A 19,419-nucleotide genomic window follows, 5' to 3' on the forward strand; every position below is an offset into this window, starting at 1 on the left:
CTCTCGTACGAAATGTCACGGTGTGTCGGGGTAGGAACGTGGCCGGATGTGCGCGATCGGGGGTCCATCGGATACCAAGGGCCCATGGCGGTCTTTGTCGCGCTCGGCGCGTTCCTGATGACGCTGGCCGGCGGCTGGACGGCACAGCGCGTGACCGACCGTCGCCACCTGGTCCTGGGTCTGGCCGGCGGCCTGATGCTGGGCGTGGTCGGCCTGGACCTGCTGCCGGAGGCGCTGGACGCGGCCGACCGCGAGGTCTTCGGCGTACCCGCGGCCCTGCTGCTGTTCGTGGCCGGTTTCCTGCTGGCCCATCTGGTGGAACGTCTCCTCGCCGCCCGCAGGGCCGCCCACGGCGCCGGCGAGCACGACCACCGGGCGCCCGAGGTGGGCCTGACGGCGGCCGCCGCGATGGTCGGCCACAGCGCGATGGACGGGGTGGCGATCGGCGCGGCCTTCCAGGTGGGCGGCGGCATGGGCACGTCCGTCGCGCTCGCCGTGATCGCGCACGACTTCGCCGACGGCTTCAACACCTTCACCCTCACCAACCTGTACGGCAACGCGCGCCGCCGGGCGATAGGCATGCTCGTGGCCGACGCCTGCGCACCCCTGGTGGGCGCGCTGTCGACCGCGTTCTTCCACATCCCGGGACCGGTGCTCGGCGGCTATCTCGGCCTCTTCGGCGGAGTCCTGCTCTATCTCGCCGCCGCCGAGATCCTCCCGGAGGCCCACCACGAACACCCGGCCCGCTCCACCGTCCTGTGCACGGTGGCCGGCGCGGCCTTCATCTGGCTGGTGGTCGGCATCTCGGGCGGCTGACCGCCCCGCCGGCCTCACAGCTTCCCGCCCCGTCCGCTGTCCCGTCGCGGGGGCGCGATCAGCGTCGACAGGTACGGCAGTGGCTCGCCGTCCAGCTCGGCGGCCGGTCGCACCGACTCCTCCGGCAGCCCGAGGGCCGAGCCCCACACCGCGTCCTCGATCCGCCCGGTCTCCCGCAGGGCCTCGGCGACCTCGGCGGCCTGCCGGCCGAACTTGTATGCCACCACGGTGCCCGGCCCGGCCAGCGCCTCCTTGAGCACTGCCGAGCCCGCCGTCACCGGCACCAGCGTCAGCGGCTCGGTGCCCTCGGTCAGGACGGCCCCGGACCTGGCCGCCAGATCCTGCATGGCGGTGATCCCGGGCACGGTCTCCACCACGACACCCGGCACCAGCTCCACGATCGTCTGCGCGAGATACGTGAACGTCGAGTACACGTTGGGATCGCCGATGGTGGCGAACGCGACCGACCCGTGCGCGCGCAGCAGCCCGGCGACCCGCTCGCCCGCCGCGTCCCAGGCCGCCTCCCGGCGCGCCCGGTCGGTCCGCTCGTTCAGCGCGAACACCACCCGGAGGACCTTCTCCTCGGGCACGTAGTGCAGCACGGTCGCCTCGGCCCGCCCCCGCTCGCCGCCATCTTTTCCATCGGGCGCAGCCATTACCGGTACGACGACGACGTCGGCCGCGCGCAGCGCGTTGACCCCCTTGACGGTCACCAGCTCCGGGTCACCGGGACCGACCCCGACACCGACCAGCCTGCTGCTCATGACGTCCGGCACCTTTCCACGAACCGACGGGCCACACCGGGCTCGGCTGCCCAGTGCGTGTGCAGATAACTCGCGTGCACGCCCTGCTGTACGAAACCTTCGACCCGCCGGACGGGGGCGCGCATGCCCCAGGCGGGAGCGGCACCGGCGCCGGGCTCGACGACGGTGCGATGGAACTCGTGCCCCCGCATCCGCGTGCCGGCCGGCGCCAGCACACTGTCGCCGACGGCGACGGCGTCCCGGTAGCCGAGGGTGAGCCGTTCCGTCATCCGCGCGGTGGCGTCCAGGACGCCGCACATGGGCCGGCCGTCCAGCTCACGGCAGAGGTAGAGCAGCCCGGCGCATTCGGCGGCGACGGGCGCGCCGCTCAGCGCCAGTTCGGCGATGGCCTTGCGGAGCGGTTCATTGGCGGACAGCTCACTGGCGTACACCTCGGGGAAACCGCCCCCGATGACCAACCCGGCGGTCCCTTCGGGCAGTTCCTCGTCCCGAAGCGGATCGAAGGTCACGACGTCGGCACCGGCGGCGGCAAGCAGTTCCGCATGCTCGGCATAGGAGAAGGTGAACGCCTCCCCACCGGCAACGGCAACCACGGGCCTCCGCTTCTCAGCCAACAGAGTCGGGTGGTCGTGGGTGGGCGACTCGGGGGTCCAGGGGGCGGAGCCCCCTGGTACGGCACCCGCAGCACGGGCAAGTGCTTCCAACGCCGCCAAGTCACAACCACGGGCCACCTGCGCAGCCATCGCAGCCACAGCCTCAACCGCGGCAGCGCCCCGCTCGGCAACCGGCACCAACCCCAGATGCCGCGACGGCGTGTCCACCTGAGGAACCCGCCGCAACACACCCAGCACAGGCACCCCGGAGGCATCCAACGCCTCCCGCAAGAGCGCTTCGTGTCGATCGGACCCGACCTTGTTCAGGATCACGCCCCCGATCCGAACCTCCGGATCCCAGGAAGCAAACCCATGCACCAGCGCCGCCACCGACCGCGACTGCGACGACGCGTCCACGACCAGTACCACCGGCGCCCGCAACAACTTGGCGACATGGGCCGTGGACGCGAGTTCCCCCTCACCCGCGGCCCCGTCGTACAGCCCCATCACACCCTCGACGACGGCGAGGTCACACCCCCGCGCCCCGTGCAGGAACAGCGGAGCGACCAGCTCGGGCCCGCACAGATACGCGTCCAGGTTCCGCCCCACCCGCCCGGTCGCGAGCGCGTGATACCCGGGGTCGATGTAGTCCGGCCCGACCTTGTGCGGAGACACGGCGAGCCCCCGCGCGGCGAACGCGGCCATCAGCCCCGTGGCGACGGTGGTCTTGCCGCTCCCGGACGACGGCGCGGCGATGACCAGCCGGGGAACGGAACTCACCACTCGATGCCCTTCTGGCCCTTCTGCCCCGCGTCCATGGGGTGCTTGACCTTGGACATGTCGGTCACGAGATCCGCGAAGTCGACGAGCTTCTCCGGCGCGTTACGCCCGGTGATCACCACATGCTGAGTCCCGGGCCGGTTGCGCAGCACATCCACGACCTCGTCCGTGTCCACCCACCCCCAGTGCATCGGGTAGGCGAACTCGTCCAGCACGTACAGCCGGTACGTCTCGGCGGCCAGGTCCCGCTTGACCTGCTCCCAGCCCTCCCGGGCCTTCTCCTCGTTGTCCATCTGGGCGTCCCGCTGGACCCAGGACCAGCCCTCGCCCATCTTGTGCCAGTCGACGGTCCCGCCCTCGCCGGAGGCGCCGAGCACGCGCAGCGCGTTCTCCTCGCCGACCTTCCACTTCGCCGACTTGACGAACTGGAACACCCCGATCGGCCACCCCTGGTTCCAGGCGCGCAGCGCGAGCCCGAACGCGGCCGTCGACTTGCCCTTGCCGATCCCGGTGTGCACGACGACCAGCGGCCGGTTGCGCCGCTGCCGGGTCGTCAGCCCGTCGTCCGGAACCACACTCGGCTGTCCCTGAGGCATTACGCGGCCCTCCTCGAAGTTCCCTGCACGTCCCTGACCAGACCGGCGATCGAGTCGGCCCGCAGCTCGTCCAGCGTGACGGCCGTACCGCCCAGCTCACCCGCGAGCTGCCCGGCCAGCCCGAGCCGCACCGGCCCCGACTCGCAGTCCACGACCACCGAGGCGACGCCCTCGGCCGCGAACAGCCGGGCCGCCCGCCCCGCCAGCGCGACCGGCTCCGGCCCGCCGGTGGCCCGCCCGTCCGTCACCACCACGACCAGCGCCCGCCGCGCCGGATCCCGCAGCCGTTCCACCCGCAGCACCTCGTGCGCCTTGAGCAGCCCGGCGGCCAGCGGCGTACGACCGCCCGTCGGCAGCGACTCCAGGCGGGCCGCCGCGGCATCCACCGACGAGGTCGGCGGCAGCGCGACATCGGCCGCGGCGCCCCGGAAGGTCACCAGCCCCACCTTGTCCCGCCGCTGGTAGGCGTCCAGCAGCAGGGACAGCACGGCACCCTTCACCGCGCTCATCCGCTGCCGCGCCGCCATCGACCCGGACGCGTCGACCACGAACAGCACGAGGTTTCCCTCGCGCCCCTCCCGCGTCGCCTGCCGCAGGTCGTCCCGGCGCAGTACCAGCCCAGGACCGGACCGCCCGCGCGCCCGCTGGTGCGGGGCCGCGGCCAGCACGGTCGCCGCCAGGTGCAGCTTGGTGAGCGTCCCCCGAGGCCGCCGGGCCCCGGTCGTCCGCCCGTGCTCGGTCCGCGCGCGCGAGCGCCGCCCGGCGGCACCCTCACCGAGGCCCGGCACGCTGAGCACCTTCGTACGGAACGGCTCGGCGGCCCGTACGGCCGACTGCTCCTGCGCGCCGGAGGCCTGCGGCTGCCCGCCCTCACCGGCCTCGGGCTGCGCGGCGCTGCCGCCGTCGTCCTGCGGACCGCTGTCGGGCGCCGGCTGTCCACCGCCGCCACCGGGCCCGTCGGGGTCGGGATCGTCGTCCCCGTCTTCCCCGTTCTCCCCGGAGTACTGCTCCAGCGTCTCGTCCAGCTTGTCCTCGTCCAGGCCCGGCGCGTCGAAGGGGTTCCTCCGCCGCCGGTGCGGCAGCGCGAGCAGCGCGGCCTGCCGTACGTCCTCGGCGAGCACGTCGGTCCGCCCGGCCCACGCGGCCAGCGCGGTAGCCGTACGCGCCATCACGATGTCGGCGCGCATGCCGTCCACCTCGAAGGCCGCACAGGTCGCCGCGATCTGCCTGAGCGCACCGTCGCCCAGCCGCACCTGGGGCAGCAACTCCCGTGCCGCGACGATCCGTTGACGTACGGCAGCCTCCTCGCCGGCCCAGCGCTCGGCGAAGCCCGCCGGGTCGTCGTCGTAGGCGAGCCGCCGCCGTACGACCTCCACCCGCTGGTCCGGCTCCCGCGAGGCCGCGACCTCAACCGTCAGCCCGAACCGGTCGAGCAGCTGCGGCCGCAGCTCGCCCTCCTCGGGGTTCATGGTGCCGACGAGCAGGAAGCGCGCCGCGTGCCGCACGGACACACCCTCGCGCTCCACGTACGAGGCACCCATCGCCGCCGCGTCCAGCAGCAGGTCGACCAGGTGGTCGTGGAGCAGGTTGACCTCGTCGACGTAGAGGATCCCGCGGTGCGCGTCGGCCAGCAGGCCCGGCTCGAACGCCTTCACGCCCTCGGCGAGCGCCCGCTCGATGTCCAGCGCGCCCACCAGCCGGTCCTCGGAGGCACCGACGGGCAGCTCGACCATGCGGGCCGGCCGGGTCTCGAACGCCCCCGGCTCGTGCGGCCCGTCCGGGCAGGCGGGGTCGGGGGAGCCGGGGTCGCAGGAGAACCGGCACCCGGCCACCACGTCCAGCTCGGGCATCAGCGCCGAAAGGGCCCGCACGGCCGTCGACTTGGCGGTGCCCTTCTCGCCGCGCACCAGCACTCCGCCGACCGCCGGCGACACGGCGTTCAGCAGCAGCGCGAGCCGCAGGTCGTCCTGGCCGACGACGGCCGTAAAGGGGAAGGGGGTGGTCACTGGTCGCCCTCCAAGTCGCCTTCCAGCTCCAGGTAGGTGGCGCGCAGCCGCTCCAGCGTGTCCGCGTCCGGCTCGGCCCACAGCCCGCGGTCCGCCGCCTCCAGCAGCCGCTCGGTGATCCCGCGCAGCGCCCACGGGTTGGACTTCTTCATGAAGTCCCGGTTCTCCGGGTCGAAGACGTACTCCGCGCTGAGCTTCTCGTACATCCAGTCGTCGACCACGCCCGCCGTGGCGTCGTAGCCGAACAGGTAGTCCACGGTCGCCGCCATCTCGAAGGCGCCCTTGTAGCCGTGCCGGCGCATCGCCGCCATCCAGCGCGGGTTGACCACCCGGGCCCGGAAGACCCGGTGCGTCTCCTCGCCCAGCGTGCGCGTCTTCACCTGATCCGGTACGGCGCTGTCACCCACGTACGCCTCGGGGTTGGCGCCGGTCAGATGCCGGACCATCGCCACCATGCCACCGTGGTACTGGAAGTAGTCGTCCGCGTCGACCAGGTCGTGCTCACGGGTGTCGACGTTCTTCGCCGCGACCGCGATCCGCTTGAACGCCGTCTCCATGTCCCCGCGCGCCGCCCGCCCGTCGAGCCCTCGCCCGTACGCGTAGCCGCCCCACACCGCGTACACCTCGGCGAGGTCGGCGTCGGAGCGCCAGTTGCGGGCGTCGATCAGCGGCAGCAGACCGGCGCCGTACGCGCCCGGCTTCGAGCCGAAGATACGGGCGGTCGCGCGCCGGCGGTCGCCGTGCTGCGCCGCGTCCTCGTCCACGTGGGCCCGCACGTAATTGGACTCGGCCGGCTCGTCCAGCTCCGCCACCGCGCGCACCGCGTCGTCGATCAGCCCGACCACATGCGGGAACGCGTCCCGGAAGAAGCCGGAGATCCGGACCGTGACGTCGATGCGCGGCCGGCCCAGCTCCGCCAGGGGAATCACCTCGAACCCCGTCACCCGCCGCGAGGCCTCGTCCCACACCGGGCGGCAGCCCAGCAGCGCCAGGATCTCGGCGATGTCGTCGCCCTGGGTGCGCATCGCCGACGTGCCCCACACCGTCAGCCCGACCGACTTCGGGTACTCCCCGGTGTCCTGCAGATACCGCTGCACCAGCGAGTCGGCGAGCGACTGGCCGACCTCCCAGCTCAGCCGGGAGGGAATGGCCTTGGGGTCGACGGAGTAGAAGTTGCGGCCGGTCGGCAGCACGTTGACCAGACCCCGGGTCGGCGAACCGGACGGGCCCGCCGGGACGTAACCGCCGTCCAGCGCCCGCAGGATGTGCCCGATCTCGTCGGTCGTACGGGCGAGCCGCGGTACGACCTCGGTGCAGGCGAACTCCAGCACGGCCACCGCGTCCGGGAGTTCGGTGCCCAGCACGTCACTCAGGACGGCGCGTACGGCCGTACGGTCCCACGCCCGGGCCTCCATGCCCTCCGCCATCCGCCGGCACAGCTGCTCCAGCAGGTCGATCGCGTCGGCGGCGGTACGGGACGGCCCGTCGACCAGATCCGTCAGCTCGACCGGCACCTTCACCGGCGCACCCGGCTCGGCGAGCAACTCCTTCTCCACGAGCCCGAAGTGCTCGGCCAGCGAGGCCCGCAGCCCCGGCAGCGCGTTCGCCTGCCCGCCCCACACCTGCGAGGCGCGCAGCACGGCGAGGACCAGGTTCACGCGCGGCTCGGCGACCGGCCCGCCGCCGAGGATGTGCAGCCCGTCCCGGATCTGCACGTCCTTGATCTCGCACAGATAGCCGTCGATGTGCATGACGAACATGTCGAAGTCGTCGTCGTCCGGCTGCTCGTCCACATGCAGGTCGTGGTGCAGCTCGGCCGCCTTGACCAGCGTCCAGATCTGCGCCCGCACGGCCGGTGCCTTCGTCGGGTCCAGGTCGGAGACGAGCGCGTACTCGTCCAGCAGCTGCTCCAGCTTGGCCAGGTCGCCGTAGGTGTCGGCCCGCGCCATCGGCGGCACCAGGTGGTCGACCACGGTGGCGTGCCCGCGCCGCTTGGCCTGCGTGCCTTCGCCGGGGTCGTTGACGATGAACGGGTAGATGAGCGGGAGGTCGCCGAGGACGGCGTCCGGCGCGCACCCCTTGCTCAGCCCGAGGCCCTTGCCCGGCAGCCACTCCATCGTGCCGTGCTTGCCCATGTGCACGATCGCGTCGGCACCGAAGGAGTTTTCGAGCCACCGGTACGCCGCCATGTAGTGGTGCGACGGCGGCATGTCGGGGTCGTGGTAGATCGCGATCGGGTTCTCGCCGAAGCCGCGCGGCGGCTGGATCATCACGACGACGTTCCCGAACTGCAGGGAGGCGAGCACGATCTCGTCGCCGTCCACGTACAGGCTGCCCGGCGGCTCGCCCCACGCCTCCAGCATGCCGTCCCGCAGCTCGGTGTCCAGCTTGTCGAACCAGGCCCGGTAGTCGGCGAGCGGCACCCGCGCGGGCGCGGCGGCCAGCTGATCCTCGGTGAGCCACTCGACGTCGTGCCCGCCGGCCTCGATGAGCCGGTGGATCAACTCGTCCCCGTTGTCCGGGTATTCGGTGAGGGAGTACCCGGCATCCCGGAGCGCGTCCAGCACCCGCACCGCCGACGCGGGCGTGTCCAGACCGACGGCGTTCCCGACCCGCGAGTGCTTGGTCGGGTAGGCGGTGAAGACCAGCGCGACCTTCTTGTCCGCGTTCGGCTTGTGCTTCAACTGCGCGTGCCGTACGGCGATTCCGGCGACGCGTCCGGCCCGCTCGGGGTCGGCGACGTACACCGGAACGTCGTCCGGTCCCTGCTCCTTGAAGGAGAACGGCACCGTGACGATCCGGCCGTCGAACTCCGGGATCGCGACCTGCATCGCCGCGTCCATGGGGGAGAGGGCGGCGTCCGACTCCTCCCAGGCGGCCCGCGAGGAGGTGAGGCAGAGGCCCTGCAGCACCGGGATGTTCAGGTCGGCGAGCGCCCCGATGTCCCAGGACTCCTCGTCGCCGCCCGCCGAGGCCTGCGAGGCATGCGTACCGCCGGCCGCAAGAACGGTGGCGACCAGGGCGTCGGCCTGCCCCAGCAGCTCGTACAGCCCGGCGTCCGCGCCGCGCAGCGAACCGCAGTACACGGGAAGCGCGTTGGCGCCGCGCGCCTCGATCGCCTCGCACAGCGTGTCCACGAAGGCGGTGTTGCCGCTCAGCTCGTGCGCCCGGTAGAAGAGCACGCCCACGGTCGGCCGGCCGGCGCGGATCTCGTACGAGCCGTGCACGCCGTACTCGGGCATCTTCCGCGGCTCTTCGAAGCCCTCACCGGTCAGCAGCACGGTGTCGGACAGGAACCGGGCCAGCTCGGTCAGGTTGTCGGGCCCGCCCTCGACCAGGTACTTCAGGGCCTCCGCCACCACACCCGCCGGTACGGACGACTCGGCCATCAGCTCGGCGTCCGGCACGGCCTCGCCGCCCAGCAGCACGGTCGGCACACCGGACGCCCTCAGCGCGGCCAGCCCGTCCTCCCAGGCCCGCTTGCCACCGAGCAGTCGTACGACGGCGATGTCCGCGCCTTCGAGCAGCGCGGGCAGCTCGCTCTCGACCTCCACACGGGTCGGGTTGCCGATCCGGTAGGAGGCGCCGGAGGCCCGGGCCGCCAGCAGATCGGTGTCGGCGGTCGACAACAACAACACTGTGCTCATGCGGGCGCTCCCGGTGGAATGAAAGGCAGTCCTTGCGGCGCGCCCGACTCGATGAGCCGCCAGAGCGCGTCCGTGTCCGCGTGCTGTTCGATCAGGTCGCCGAGCCGGTCGAGCTGCTCCTCGCGCAGCGCGGCGAACGAGGTGTCGGGGGCCGGCACGAAGCGGCGCCCCGCGGCGGCCGCCACCTCGCGCAGGAAGGCCCGCCGGAAACCGTCCGACTCCAGGGAGCCGTGCCAGTGCGTGCCCCAGGTCTGGCCGACCCGGCAGCCGTCCAAGAAGGGTTCTCCTCCCCCTATGGAGGCGACCCCGTGATGGATCTCGTACCCCTCGACGTGCTCGCCGAGGGCCTCGCCCACGGGCCGGGTGAGGGTCTTCTCGCGGGCGAACCGCACCCGGACCGGGAGAACCCCCAGGCCCTCGACCTGCCCGGCGCGCGATTCGACCTCGTCCTCGATCTGCTCGCCGAGGATCTGGAAGCCACCGCAGATGCCGAGGACCGGCTGCCCGTCGTGGGCCCTTCTGACGATGGCCTCCGCGAGCCCGCGCTCCCGCAACCACTCCAGCGCCCGGACCGTCCCCCGGGTCCCCGGGATCACGACCAGGTCGGCATCGGCCAGCTCCTCGGGCCGGTCCACGAACCGCACCACGACACCCGGTTCGGCGGCCAGCGCGTCCACGTCGGTGAAGTTGGACATGAGCGGGACCGCGCAGACGGCGACGCGCAGGACGTCCTCGCCGACGGGCGGGGCGGTGTTCGACTCCCGCACGGTCCCGCGCAGGGACACCCGCAGCCCGTCCTCCTCGTCGATGCCGAGCCCGTGCCGGAAGGGCAGGACGCCGTACGTGTGCCGTCCGGTCAGCCCGTGCAGCATGTCGAGCCCCGGCTCCAGCAGGCTGACATCGCCGCGGAACTTGTTGACCAGGAACCCGGCGACCAGCTCCTGGTCCTCGGGCGAGAGCAGCGCGACGGTCCCGAAGAAGGAGGCGAAGACGCCCCCGCGGTCGATGTCACCCACGACGAGCACCGGCAGCCGCGCGTTCCGCGCGATCCCCATGTTCACGATGTCGGTCCGCCGCAGATTGATCTCGGCCGGGCTCCCCGCCCCCTCACAGATCACCGCGTCATACGTGCCCCGCAACTCGGCGAGACAGTCCAACACCGTGCCGAGGAGCCGCTGCTGGCGCCCCCCGTGATACCCGCGCGCGCTCAGCTCACCGACCGGCTTCCCGAGCAGCACCACCTGGCTGCTCTGCTCACCGCCGGGCTTGAGCAGCACGGGGTTCATCAGCGCGGTCGGCTCGACGCGACAGGCCTGGGCCTGCATGGCCTGAGCCCGCCCGATCTCGGCACCCTCCTGGGTCACGAACGAGTTGAGGGACATGTTCTGCGCCTTGAAGGGCGCGACCTTGACGCCCTGGCGCACCAGCCACCGGCAGATCCCGGCCGTCACGACGCTCTTGCCGGCGTCGGAGGTGGTGCCGGCGACGAGGAGACCACCGTTCACTTCGCACGTCCCTTCACGAGTCGGCGCGCGGCGACCGTGACGCCGAGCGCGAGCAGGCCGACCCGGCGGGAGAGCCGTACGGCCCGGTCGATGTCGGTGACCCGGACGGCCCGCCCGGTGTCCCCGTTGAGCACGGGCCGGTGTTCGACGCGCCCGCCGTAGGAGAGCGTCCCGCCCAGCCGCACACCGAGGGCACCCGCGAACGAGGCCTCGACGGGACCGGCGTTGGGGCTCGGGTGCCTGCGGGCGTCGGCCTTCCAGGCGCGCAGGGCACCCCGCGGGTCGGGCCCGGCCACGGCGGCCAGCACGGCGGTCAGCCGAGCCCCCGGCCACCCGGTGACGTCGTCCAGCCGGGCGGAGGCCCAGCCGTAGCGCCGGTAGCGGGCCGACTTGTGCCCCACCATCGCGTCCAGGGTGTTGACGGCCCGGAACCCGAGCAGCCCGGGCACCCCACCCACGGCACCCCACACCAGGGCCCCCACGACGGCGTCGGAGGTGTTCTCGGCGACGGACTCCACGACGGCCCGCGCGATCCCGTCGGCATCCAGCGCCTGCGGATCCCGCCCGCACAGATGCGGCAGCCGCACCCGGGCCGCCTCGACATCCCCGGCCTCCAGGGCGCGCCCGATGGTCCGCGCCTCCCGGGCGAGCGAAGTGCCCCCGACGACAGCCCAGGTGGCGGCACCGGCCAACGCCACGGAAGCGAGGGGGGAGCGGCGCACGGCCCGCTCGGCCACGGCCCCCAGCGCGACGGCACCTCCGGCGCACACGACGGTGTGCAGCGCCCCCCAGCCACGGTGGTCGCGCCACAACACCCGCTCCACGGCCGCGGCAGCCCGCCCGAACGCGGCGACCGGATGCCCGCGGCGCGGATCGCCGAGAAGCAGGTCGCCGATGAGGCCGGCGGCGGCGCCGTACGCGTAGCAGCGATCGGCACCCATCGGCTCAGCCGGCCGTGGGGGCAGGCAGGGCCCGGTTACTGAACCTCAATCGGCAGCCGCGCATGGCGATATGTCCTCACTCAGGGTGTCCGCGCCCTGGTTCGACGAGACCGGCGGTGAGAGTTCCTGGCTCCCGGGGTTTTCTTCCCCGGTGACAGTGGCGGGACCGCGCCGGATTCGCACCGGCTTCCTCTCCTGCCGCCGTACATGGCCTGGGCAGTCCACCACGCACCCGGAAGGGCCGTCAACTTGCCTTTGACCTGGGACGCCGGACTGTGCTGAGGCCCACATCGCCAGCACGGCGGGCGGTGAGGGTGGACCGGGTTGCGGTGAATTCCCCTCCGTCGGGCGGCATTCGGGAATCCCGCTTGTCCTCACGGACGGTGACCGCCTGCAAGAGCGCGTACGTCTCATACGGGATGCAACGGGCGTGGGAGGGGACACACGGTGGCGTACGTGGGCGAGATGCTGCTGGACGACGGCCAGGCCGTACTGCTGGAGGTGGCGGGCGAGCGTCCCGGCGGGGTGCAGCGGGTCTCACGGGGCGGCACGGCGGCCGGTGTGGCGGCGGAGACCCTCCAGCAGGCAATCGCAGTGGCGCGGGGTTCCACGGAGGCGCACTTCACGGTGAACATGCAGTGGTCGAATGGGGATGGATCCGACGGACGTTGGGGATCCGGGGTCAGCTGGGGCGTCGAGTCCAGGCAGGGGGAGCTGCTCGACGTCGGGTGGGTCCTGCCGCATGACCTGGTGACGGGGCGGGACCTCCTCGAATTCCGTGTCCACCCGACGTGGGACGCCCACGCCGATGGGCCGTTGGGCAACGTGCGGGCCATGGCGCACGCAAGCGGCACCACCGCTGCTGTGCTTCAGGACGACTCGGACGGTCCTGTCCATTCAAGATGCGAACCGAGTTGGGCCCTCTGCCGGAGCCTGTGACGGACGAGTCGGACGTGTCTGCCGCGCTGTTCCGGTCGGACGGAACTTTCGCTGCGGCGCAGACGGGGTCTACACGGCTACACCGACGCGGGCACCCTGACCTACCCCCTCGCCCACCTCACCCAAGGCCCCATCCAGCCCCTGTGCGGCTACTTGGGCCCCCATCCACCGAACGTGACGAAGTCCCAGCCGTCGCTCAGCATTCCCCCGGAAGCCGACATGACTCCGCCCTGCCGAGGCCACCGGTAGATGGCCCCGACAGGGCGGACAACGCGTGGATCAGCCGTCAGGGCTTCGCCACGATCAAGTAAATCCCGTAAGCCACCGCAGCCGCACAAGCCGCGAAGCACACGTACGCACCAGTCACCGCCAGCGCCGCGGACCCACCCTGCGCCACCGCCTTCTCGCGGCGCGACAGGCCGTTGACGCCGAGGGTGAACAGGGCCACCAGGCCCACCGTGAACGCGAGGCTGACGCCGAAGACGGAGCCGAGGGCCGCCCAGTCGATCTTCATGGGGATGCTTCCTTCGGTACTGGGCGGTCAGACCGCGGCGGCCGGCGGAGCCGCCGGAGCCGGGTCGGTGGCGGTGGCGGCGGTCACGGCCGGAGCCGGGATCGTGGCCGACAGGTCATCGGCGACGGTGCCCGCGGGCGGCGGGGTCACCGCGGCGATGGCGGTGGTCACCACGCCGGCCGGCTCCGTCGTGTCGGCGACCACGTTGGTGTGGTCGACGACCTCGCGACGGGAGATCTTCCAGATCGTGGCGCTGGCGCCGACCAGGAAGACGGCGACGACCGCGGTGCCCCAGTCACCCAGGTCCGTGACGGACTCGGCGCCCGCGCCGACCAGCGCGGCGGCCGGCAGGGTCAGCGCCCAGGCGATGAACATGCGGGTCGCGGTGGACCAGCGGACCACACCGCCCTTGCGGCCCAGGCCCGCACCCATCACCGAGCCGGAGACGACGTGGGTGGTGGAGAGGGAGAAGCCGAGGTGGGAGGAGGCCAGGATGGCCGTGGCCGCGCTGGTCTGGGCGGCGAAGCCCTGTCGCGGCTCGAGGTCGGTCAGGCCCTTGCCCATGGTGCGGATGATGCGCCAGCCGCCGATGTAGGTGCCGAGCGCGATGGCCAGACCCGCGGAGAGGATGACCCAGGTGGGAGGGTTGGAGCCGGGGGAGATGGCGCCGCCCGCGATGAGGGCGAGGGTGATGATGCCCATCGTCTTCTGCGCGTCGTTGGTGCCGTGGGCGAGGGAGACCAGACCGGCGGAGGCGATCTGCCCGGCGCGGTAGCCCTTGCGGGTGGCCTCGCCGTCGGCCTTGCCGCCGATGCCGTACGAGAACCGGGTGGCGAGCATCGCCGCGAGGCCGGCCACGATCGGGGCGGCCACCGCCGGGAGCAGCACCTTGGTGACCAGCATGTCTCCGTGGACGGCGCCGAAGCCGGCGGAGGCGACGGTGGCGCCGACCAGACCGCCCATCAGGGCGTGGGAGGAACTGGACGGCAGTCCGACGAGCCAGGTCAGCAGGTTCCAGAGGATCGCGCCGGTGAGAGCGGCGAAGATGACCTCGGGACGGATGCCGTTCTCATCTACGAGACCCTTGGAGATCGTGTTGGCGACCTCCACGGAGAGGAAAGCGCCTACAAGGTTGAGGGCGGCGGACATGGCCACCGCGACCTTGGGCTTGAGCGCACCGGTCGAGATGGTCGTGGCCATCGCGTTGGCGGTGTCGTGAAAACCGTTCGTGAAATCGAACGCGAGTGCGGTTACCACCACAATCGCGAGGATCAGCGAGAAGTTTTCCATTTACCCAGGCAATCGTTCGAGGTCATTGGCTGTTGGACCGTAGGCAACCTGGGTGAACGGAAGGTGAACTGAGACAGGCGTCAGGGTGTCGTCAAGGGAAGGTTGGAATGCCGTTCGGATCCACGCCCCAGGCGCCCCTTGGCTACCAGCCCCGTGCGAAGGCCCGCAGTCGGCTCGGCGGCCCGTTGAAGAGATTCTGGTCACCCGGCAGACCGCCCTCGGTGCCGAACTGCCAGAAGGTCCAGCGCGCCCAGCCGCCCGGCAGCGATCCCGGGTCCGAGGTGCCGTGCCGGGCGATCCACAGCGGGTGGTCCGCGGCGAACGCGCGGCTGTCGCCGGTGCAGGCCTGCCACCAGTGGGCGGTGGTGTAGATGACCGGGCGCCGGCCGGTCCCCGACTCGACCTCGTCACTGAAGGACCGGATCCAGTCGACCATCCGCTTCCAGCCCAGCCCGTAGCACTTGTGCTCGTCGTCGTACGGGTTGTACTCGATGTCGAGCGCGGGCGGCAGTGTCCAGCCGTCCGCCCGCCAGTCCCCGCCGTGCTGCACGAAGTACGCGGCCTGCTCGGCGCCCGAGGACCTGTCCGGCCGCGCGAAGTGGTACGCGCCACGGATCAGGCCCGCCCGGCGGGCGCCGTCGTACTGCCGGTCGAAGTAGGGGTTGCGGTAGGTCGTGGACTCGGTCGCCTTGATGTAGGTGAACCGTGCGCCGTCCGACCGGGCGGCGGGGAAGTCGACGTGCTTCTGGTGGGACGACACGTCGTGCCCTCTGAGCGGGCCGGCGGCGGACGCCGGGGACCCGGCGGCCGCGGCCTGGGCGCCCGCGAGGGCGAGTGCCGCGGTGGCGGCCGCGAGAACGACCGCGCGGCGACGGGCGCGGGAAGCGAGGCGAGCACGAGGCATGTGTCCCCCTGGAGTGGCGGTGGAACGTCGTCCAGCGAGTAAGAACGATCATTGAATGCCTGATGATCACTTGAAGCATGATGATTTCGGGTGTTTTGCGGGCATCTTCACCCGTTCGGCCGTACGGGTTCCGGCCCGAAGCACGCCGACGGACCGCTCCGTGACGGGCCGGCTGGCAGGATCGCGGCATGGCTGAACAGCGGCGGGAAGCGGAAGAGGAAGCGGAAGCGGCGCGCGTGTGGGCGGCGCTGGTCGCCACGGCGCGGCGAACGGTAACCGACGGTCTGGTCGTCGGCACCTCGGGCAATGTCTCGGCACGCGTCGGGGACCTCGTGCTGGTCACCCCGTCGGGCGTGCCCTACGACCGGCTGGCCCCGGACGACATCACCGGCGTCGACCTCGACGGGCGGCAGGTGCTCGGCACGCTCGGGCCGACCAGCGAACTGCCCATGCACCTCGCCGTCTACAACACCACAGACGCCCGCGCCGTCGTGCACACCCACGCCGTGCACGCCACGGCCGTCTCCACCCTCGTGACCGAGCTGCCCCCGATCCACTACATGGCCGGCGCCCTCGGCGGCCGCGTCCGCGTCGCCCCCTACGCGACCTACGGCACCGACGAGCTGGCCGCCCACATGCTCGACGCCCTCGCCGACCGCTCCGGCTGCCTCCTGCGGAACCACGGCACGATCACCTACGGCTCCACCCTCGACCAGGCCTACGACCGCACCGCCCAGCTGGAGTGGATGTGCCGCCTGTGGCTGACGGCGTCCTCGGTGCCGGGCCTGGCGCCTTCCCTGTTGACGGAGGCGCAGCTGGAGGAGGCCGGCGCACGTCTGAAGGGCTACGGACAACGCGGCTGACCCCCGCGCTCTCCTCGGTCCGCCCCTCCACTGGCCCTCGGCCCGGACCGCCACGACACTGGACCCGTGGGCACCGTCAAAGCGACCGCCGCCGCACTCACCGCGGTCCTGGCCGCCGGCGCGGCATCCGTGGCCGCCGGGCGTCTCGCCAGTGACGCCGCGCTGAAGGCACCCCCCGGCCGCCCGCTGCCCACCGAACCCCGGCTCACCGTGCACGGCACGGCCGCGGGCCAGATCACCCTCACCCGCGACCTGGCCTCACTGCGCCCCGGCACCTACGGCCTGGCCGGCGACGGCTCCCACGCGGTCGTCGGCCCCGTCCTGGCGACGGCCGGGCACACCCCCGACACCGTCGTCCGCCGCCTGGTGCGCGTCACGCACGGCACCCTCGCCCCGGGCGACACCGTGTGGCTCACCCCGAACGTGCACGTCGGCAATCCGGACGCCGCCCTCGGCCTCGACCACGCCGACATCGACGTGCCCGGCGAACTCGGGGCCCTGCCCGCCTGGTTCGTGCCCGGCTACCGGGACACCTGGGTGATCGCCGTGCACGGCCTCGGCACCACCCGCGAGCACGCCCTGAACGTCATGGAGTTCCTGCACGGCCGCCGCCTGCCGGTCCTCGCGCTCGCCTACCGCGGCGACCTCGGCGCCCCGCGCCCGCCGGACGGCCTGAACCACCTCGGCGAGACCGAGTGGCGCGATGTGGACGCCGCGATCCGCTACGCCGTCCGCTACGGCGCCCGCCGGGTCATCCTCCTCGGCTGGTCCACCGGCGCCACCATGGCCCTGCGCGCCGCCGAGCACTCCGTCGTGCGCGAGCGCATCGCCGGGCTGATCCTCGACTCGCCCGTCCTCAGCTGGCAGGCCACCCTGCGTGCCCTCGCCCAGGCCCGCCACACCCCCGAACCCCTGCTGCCGCTCGCCGTGCGGGCCGCGCAGGGCCGGGCCGGTCTCGAAGCCGACCGGGCCGCGGAGACCACCGACCCCGAGCTGCTCGACGTGCCCACCCTGATCATCCACGGCCCGGACGACACGGTCGCCCCGTGGGAGTACTCCCGGCGCCTGGCCGCCCGCCGCCCCGACCGCGTCGCCCTGCACACCGTGCCGCAGGCTCCGCACGCGGCGATGTGGAACGCCGACCCGCCGGAGTACGAGGAACGCCTGCGCCGGTTCCTGACCCCGCTGATGTGAGGCCCGCCGATTCCTGCGGTACGAGTCGGAAGCCCCGGTTCCAGCCGTTCCGTTTAAGGCCGAACGACTGGCCTGATCACGTCTCCTCACCCGCCACCGGCCCCAGTGCGTTGGCCAGCCCCGTCGCCCCCCGTGACATTCCGTTTGGGTTTTCGGACCGTCAACCGGAAGACTGCACCCGTGACGTCCCGTATCCCGCGCGACTCCAGGCTTCGACTCGTCCGTCCGCGACCCCTGGCCGCCGCCCCCAGAGCTGTGAACCAGCGGCGCCCACGCCGCCCCGCACCCCGGCCGCCGGAGGGCACCCCAGCCCCCGCTGAACTGGCCAGAATGGCGCGCACCGGACTGGCCGGCGCGGTCCGCGTCGCCCGCTGGGCCGACGCCGCCCTCGGCCCCGGCCGCGACGGTGCCACCGCCGACGGCAAGGCCACCCTCTCCGAAGCGACCGCCGAACGCGCCGCCGACGACCTCGTCCTGAGCGTCGCTCAGATCCGCGCGGACTGGGACACCGCCCGCCTCTCCGGACTTGTCGAGGTGCACGGGGACAGCGCGCGCCCCGGCTGGCGCCTGCGCGCCTGGGACCGCGACGACAGCGCCGTGCTGCGCGGCTGGGTCGCCCTCTTCGACGCCTGGTCGCTCGCCAGCCCGGAACCCGCGGACCACGAGCCGGCCGCCGTCGCCGAGGTCGTCTCGGCCATGCCTCAGGTGCTCTCCTTCCTCCAGCTGTCCGCCGGTCCCGTCCCGGTCGAGCAGCTCCTCGACCTGCTCCAGCAGCGGGTCACCGAACTGCGCACCGAGCGCTGCGAGATCCCCTACGGACCCGGCTCCGCGGAGCCGGCCGGCACCCCCGGCCCGGCGGAACCCGCACCGGTCGAGGACACCCCGCTCGCCCCCCTCCTCGACTGGGCCCTCCAGGCCCTCGCCTCCGTCGGCGCCCTGACCTACGGCGACGCCCAGGCCACGCTCACCCCGCTGGGCAGCTGGGCGGTCTGGGTCAAGCTGGAGCAGATCTGCGTGGCCGCGCAGAGCCCCGCAGGCAACATCGAGCAGGCCGCCGAGGACATGCTCCGCGGCTGCGCCCAGCTCCGCCCCAACGCGGCCCGCGCCGAGTACCGAGCCTGGCTCGCCGCCCGCCCCGTCGGCAGCGCCGTCACCGAACTGCTCATCGCCGCCCGGGGCGAGGACGCCCTGCTGCGCGGCCTCGCCTTCGAGGCGCTGCGCGTCGTCGGCGCCCCCGCCGAGCCCGACGTACGCGCCGTGCTGGACGACCCCGCCCTCAGGCCGTACGCCCTGCTGTGGCTCGCCGAGCACGACGGCATCGACCCGGAGGACGCCCACGAGGTCCTCACCCGTGAGGAGGCCACCTGGCTGTGGGTCGACACCGCCGCCGCCGTCGCCGACCACGGCGAGACGGAGATGCTGGTACGGCACCTGGAGGCCGCCCTGCAGCCCACCGTCCCCGCGCTGCTCGACGAGGTCCGCGCCGTCGGCCACCCGCGCACCGTGCAGGTCCTGGTCGCGCTCGCCGCCGCCCACCCCGACCCGGCCCTGGCCAAGGCCGTGCGCCGGGCCGCCTTCCAGGTGCACACCGGCGGATAGCCGAGCGGAGAGCGGGACCGGCTCGCTCAGCCGCCTGTCTCGGGGGAGTACGTCCCGAAGCTCCAGATGTTGCCCTCGGCGTCCCGGGCCATGTAGTCCCGCGAGCCGTAGTCCTGGTCCGTCGGGGGCATCAGGATCTCCACGCCGTGCTCCACGGCCCGCTGGTGGTGGGCGTCGACGTCGTCCACGACGACGTACACCCCCGCGGGCCCGGCGTCCTTCATGGCCGTGTCGAAGAGGCCGCCGCGGCCCTTGGAGCCGACCATCACCGCGCCGTTGCCCTGGACCAGCTCGGCGTGCATCACCGAGCCGTCCGCCGTCTCGTACACCGACAGCTCGGTGAAGCCGAAGGCCTCCGTGAGCTGCCTGATCGCCGCCTTCGCGTCCGCGTACAGCAGCGTCGGACAGATGCTCGGCCGTCCGCCCGTGCCTGCCATGCCGATCACTCCTTCGTGCGTCGGTCGGGTC

General features: G+C 72.7%; 16 protein-coding genes and 1 riboswitch. Of the genes, 5 read left to right on the top strand and 11 right to left on the bottom strand.

Features of this window, described 5'->3' with window-relative positions; genetic code table 11:
* The first annotated feature begins 84 nt into the window (after positions 1-84).
* Positions 85-816, top strand: a complete 732-nt coding sequence (locus CRP49_RS24995; protein ID WP_097255409.1) for a ZIP family metal transporter — start codon at positions 85-87, stop codon at positions 814-816.
* A gap of 14 nt (positions 817-830) precedes the next feature.
* Here CRP49_RS24995 and cobI read toward each other — a convergent pair whose 3' ends face one another.
* The 7 genes from cobI to CRP49_RS25030 are packed head-to-tail and all read right to left on the bottom strand — an operon-like array spanning position 831 to position 11,648.
* Positions 831-1,580, bottom strand: a complete 750-nt coding sequence (gene cobI, locus CRP49_RS25000; protein WP_097257525.1) for a precorrin-2 C(20)-methyltransferase — start codon at positions 1,578-1,580, stop codon at positions 831-833.
* Positions 1,577-2,956 carry a cobyrinate a,c-diamide synthase gene (locus tag CRP49_RS25005; protein WP_097255410.1) on the bottom strand — a complete coding sequence of 460 codons (1,380 nt, stop codon included), beginning with the start codon at positions 2,954-2,956 and terminating at the stop codon, positions 1,577-1,579. Before CRP49_RS25005 ends, cobI begins: the two co-directional genes overlap by 4 nt.
* On the bottom strand, positions 2,950-3,549 hold the full coding sequence (gene cobO / locus CRP49_RS25010; protein ID WP_097255411.1) for a cob(I)yrinic acid a,c-diamide adenosyltransferase: 600 nt from the start codon (positions 3,547-3,549) through the stop codon (positions 2,950-2,952). Before cobO ends, CRP49_RS25005 begins: the two co-directional genes overlap by 7 nt.
* Positions 3,549-5,555 carry a putative cobaltochelatase gene (locus tag CRP49_RS25015; RefSeq protein ID WP_097255412.1) on the bottom strand — a complete coding sequence of 669 codons (2,007 nt, stop codon included), beginning with the start codon at positions 5,553-5,555 and terminating at the stop codon, positions 3,549-3,551. Before CRP49_RS25015 ends, cobO begins: the two co-directional genes overlap by 1 nt.
* Entirely contained in the window at positions 5,552-9,202 is a 3,651-nt protein-coding gene (gene cobN / locus CRP49_RS25020) for a cobaltochelatase subunit CobN (protein WP_097255413.1), read from the bottom strand. The genes CRP49_RS25015 and cobN overlap by 4 nt, the downstream gene beginning before the upstream one ends.
* Complete coding sequence (locus CRP49_RS25025; protein WP_097255414.1) at positions 9,199-10,707, bottom strand: cobyric acid synthase; 1,509 nt, start codon at positions 10,705-10,707, stop codon at positions 9,199-9,201. Before CRP49_RS25025 ends, cobN begins: the two co-directional genes overlap by 4 nt.
* On the bottom strand, positions 10,704-11,648 hold the full coding sequence (locus CRP49_RS25030) for a cobalamin biosynthesis protein (RefSeq protein ID WP_097255415.1): 945 nt from the start codon (positions 11,646-11,648) through the stop codon (positions 10,704-10,706). Before CRP49_RS25030 ends, CRP49_RS25025 begins: the two co-directional genes overlap by 4 nt.
* Before the next feature lie 99 nt (positions 11,649-11,747).
* A riboswitch (cobalamin riboswitch) is annotated at positions 11,748-11,890 on the bottom strand.
* A 205-nt stretch (positions 11,891-12,095) separates the two neighbouring features.
* On the opposite strand from CRP49_RS25030, the gene CRP49_RS25035 reads away from it, so the two are divergent.
* Positions 12,096-12,587, top strand: coding sequence for a hypothetical protein (locus tag CRP49_RS25035; RefSeq protein WP_097255416.1), 492 nt, complete (start codon positions 12,096-12,098; stop codon positions 12,585-12,587).
* A 286-nt stretch (positions 12,588-12,873) separates the two neighbouring features.
* Here CRP49_RS25035 and CRP49_RS25040 read toward each other — a convergent pair whose 3' ends face one another.
* The 3 genes from CRP49_RS25040 to CRP49_RS25050 form a co-directional block, all read right to left on the bottom strand.
* Positions 12,874-13,101 carry a hypothetical protein gene (locus CRP49_RS25040; protein ID WP_097255417.1) on the bottom strand — a complete coding sequence of 76 codons (228 nt, stop codon included), beginning with the start codon at positions 13,099-13,101 and terminating at the stop codon, positions 12,874-12,876.
* 27 nt (positions 13,102-13,128) lie between these two features.
* A complete protein-coding gene (locus CRP49_RS25045) occupies positions 13,129-14,391 on the bottom strand; it encodes an inorganic phosphate transporter (protein WP_097255418.1) in 1,263 nt (420 codons plus the stop codon).
* A gap of 142 nt (positions 14,392-14,533) precedes the next feature.
* Positions 14,534-15,295: a lysozyme gene (locus CRP49_RS25050; protein WP_097255419.1), complete on the bottom strand. Its 762-nt coding sequence runs from the start codon at positions 15,293-15,295 to the stop codon at positions 14,534-14,536.
* Positions 15,296-15,483: 188 nt separating this feature from the next.
* On the opposite strand from CRP49_RS25050, the gene CRP49_RS25055 reads away from it, so the two are divergent.
* The 3 genes from CRP49_RS25055 (at position 15,484) to CRP49_RS25065 (ending at position 18,951) form a co-directional block, all read left to right on the top strand.
* Positions 15,484-16,158 carry a class II aldolase/adducin family protein gene (locus CRP49_RS25055; protein WP_097255420.1) on the top strand — a complete coding sequence of 225 codons (675 nt, stop codon included), beginning with the start codon at positions 15,484-15,486 and terminating at the stop codon, positions 16,156-16,158.
* Positions 16,159-16,224: 66 nt separating this feature from the next.
* Positions 16,225-17,352 (top strand): alpha/beta hydrolase, encoded by a 1,128-nt coding sequence (locus tag CRP49_RS25060; protein ID WP_097255421.1) that lies wholly within the window; start codon positions 16,225-16,227, stop codon positions 17,350-17,352.
* Positions 17,353-17,532: 180 nt separating this feature from the next.
* Positions 17,533-18,951 (top strand): hypothetical protein, encoded by a 1,419-nt coding sequence (locus tag CRP49_RS25065; protein ID WP_179851745.1) that lies wholly within the window; start codon positions 17,533-17,535, stop codon positions 18,949-18,951.
* A gap of 26 nt (positions 18,952-18,977) precedes the next feature.
* On the opposite strand, the gene CRP49_RS25070 is transcribed toward CRP49_RS25065, so the two are convergent.
* Positions 18,978-19,388 (bottom strand): VOC family protein, encoded by a 411-nt coding sequence (locus CRP49_RS25070; RefSeq protein WP_097255423.1) that lies wholly within the window; start codon positions 19,386-19,388, stop codon positions 18,978-18,980.
* Between the last annotated feature and the right edge of the window lie 31 nt (positions 19,389-19,419).

It is taken from the genome of Streptomyces sp. Ag109_G2-15, assembly GCF_900215565.1.
Classification (GTDB): domain Bacteria; phylum Actinomycetota; class Actinomycetes; order Streptomycetales; family Streptomycetaceae; genus Streptomyces; species Streptomyces diastatochromogenes.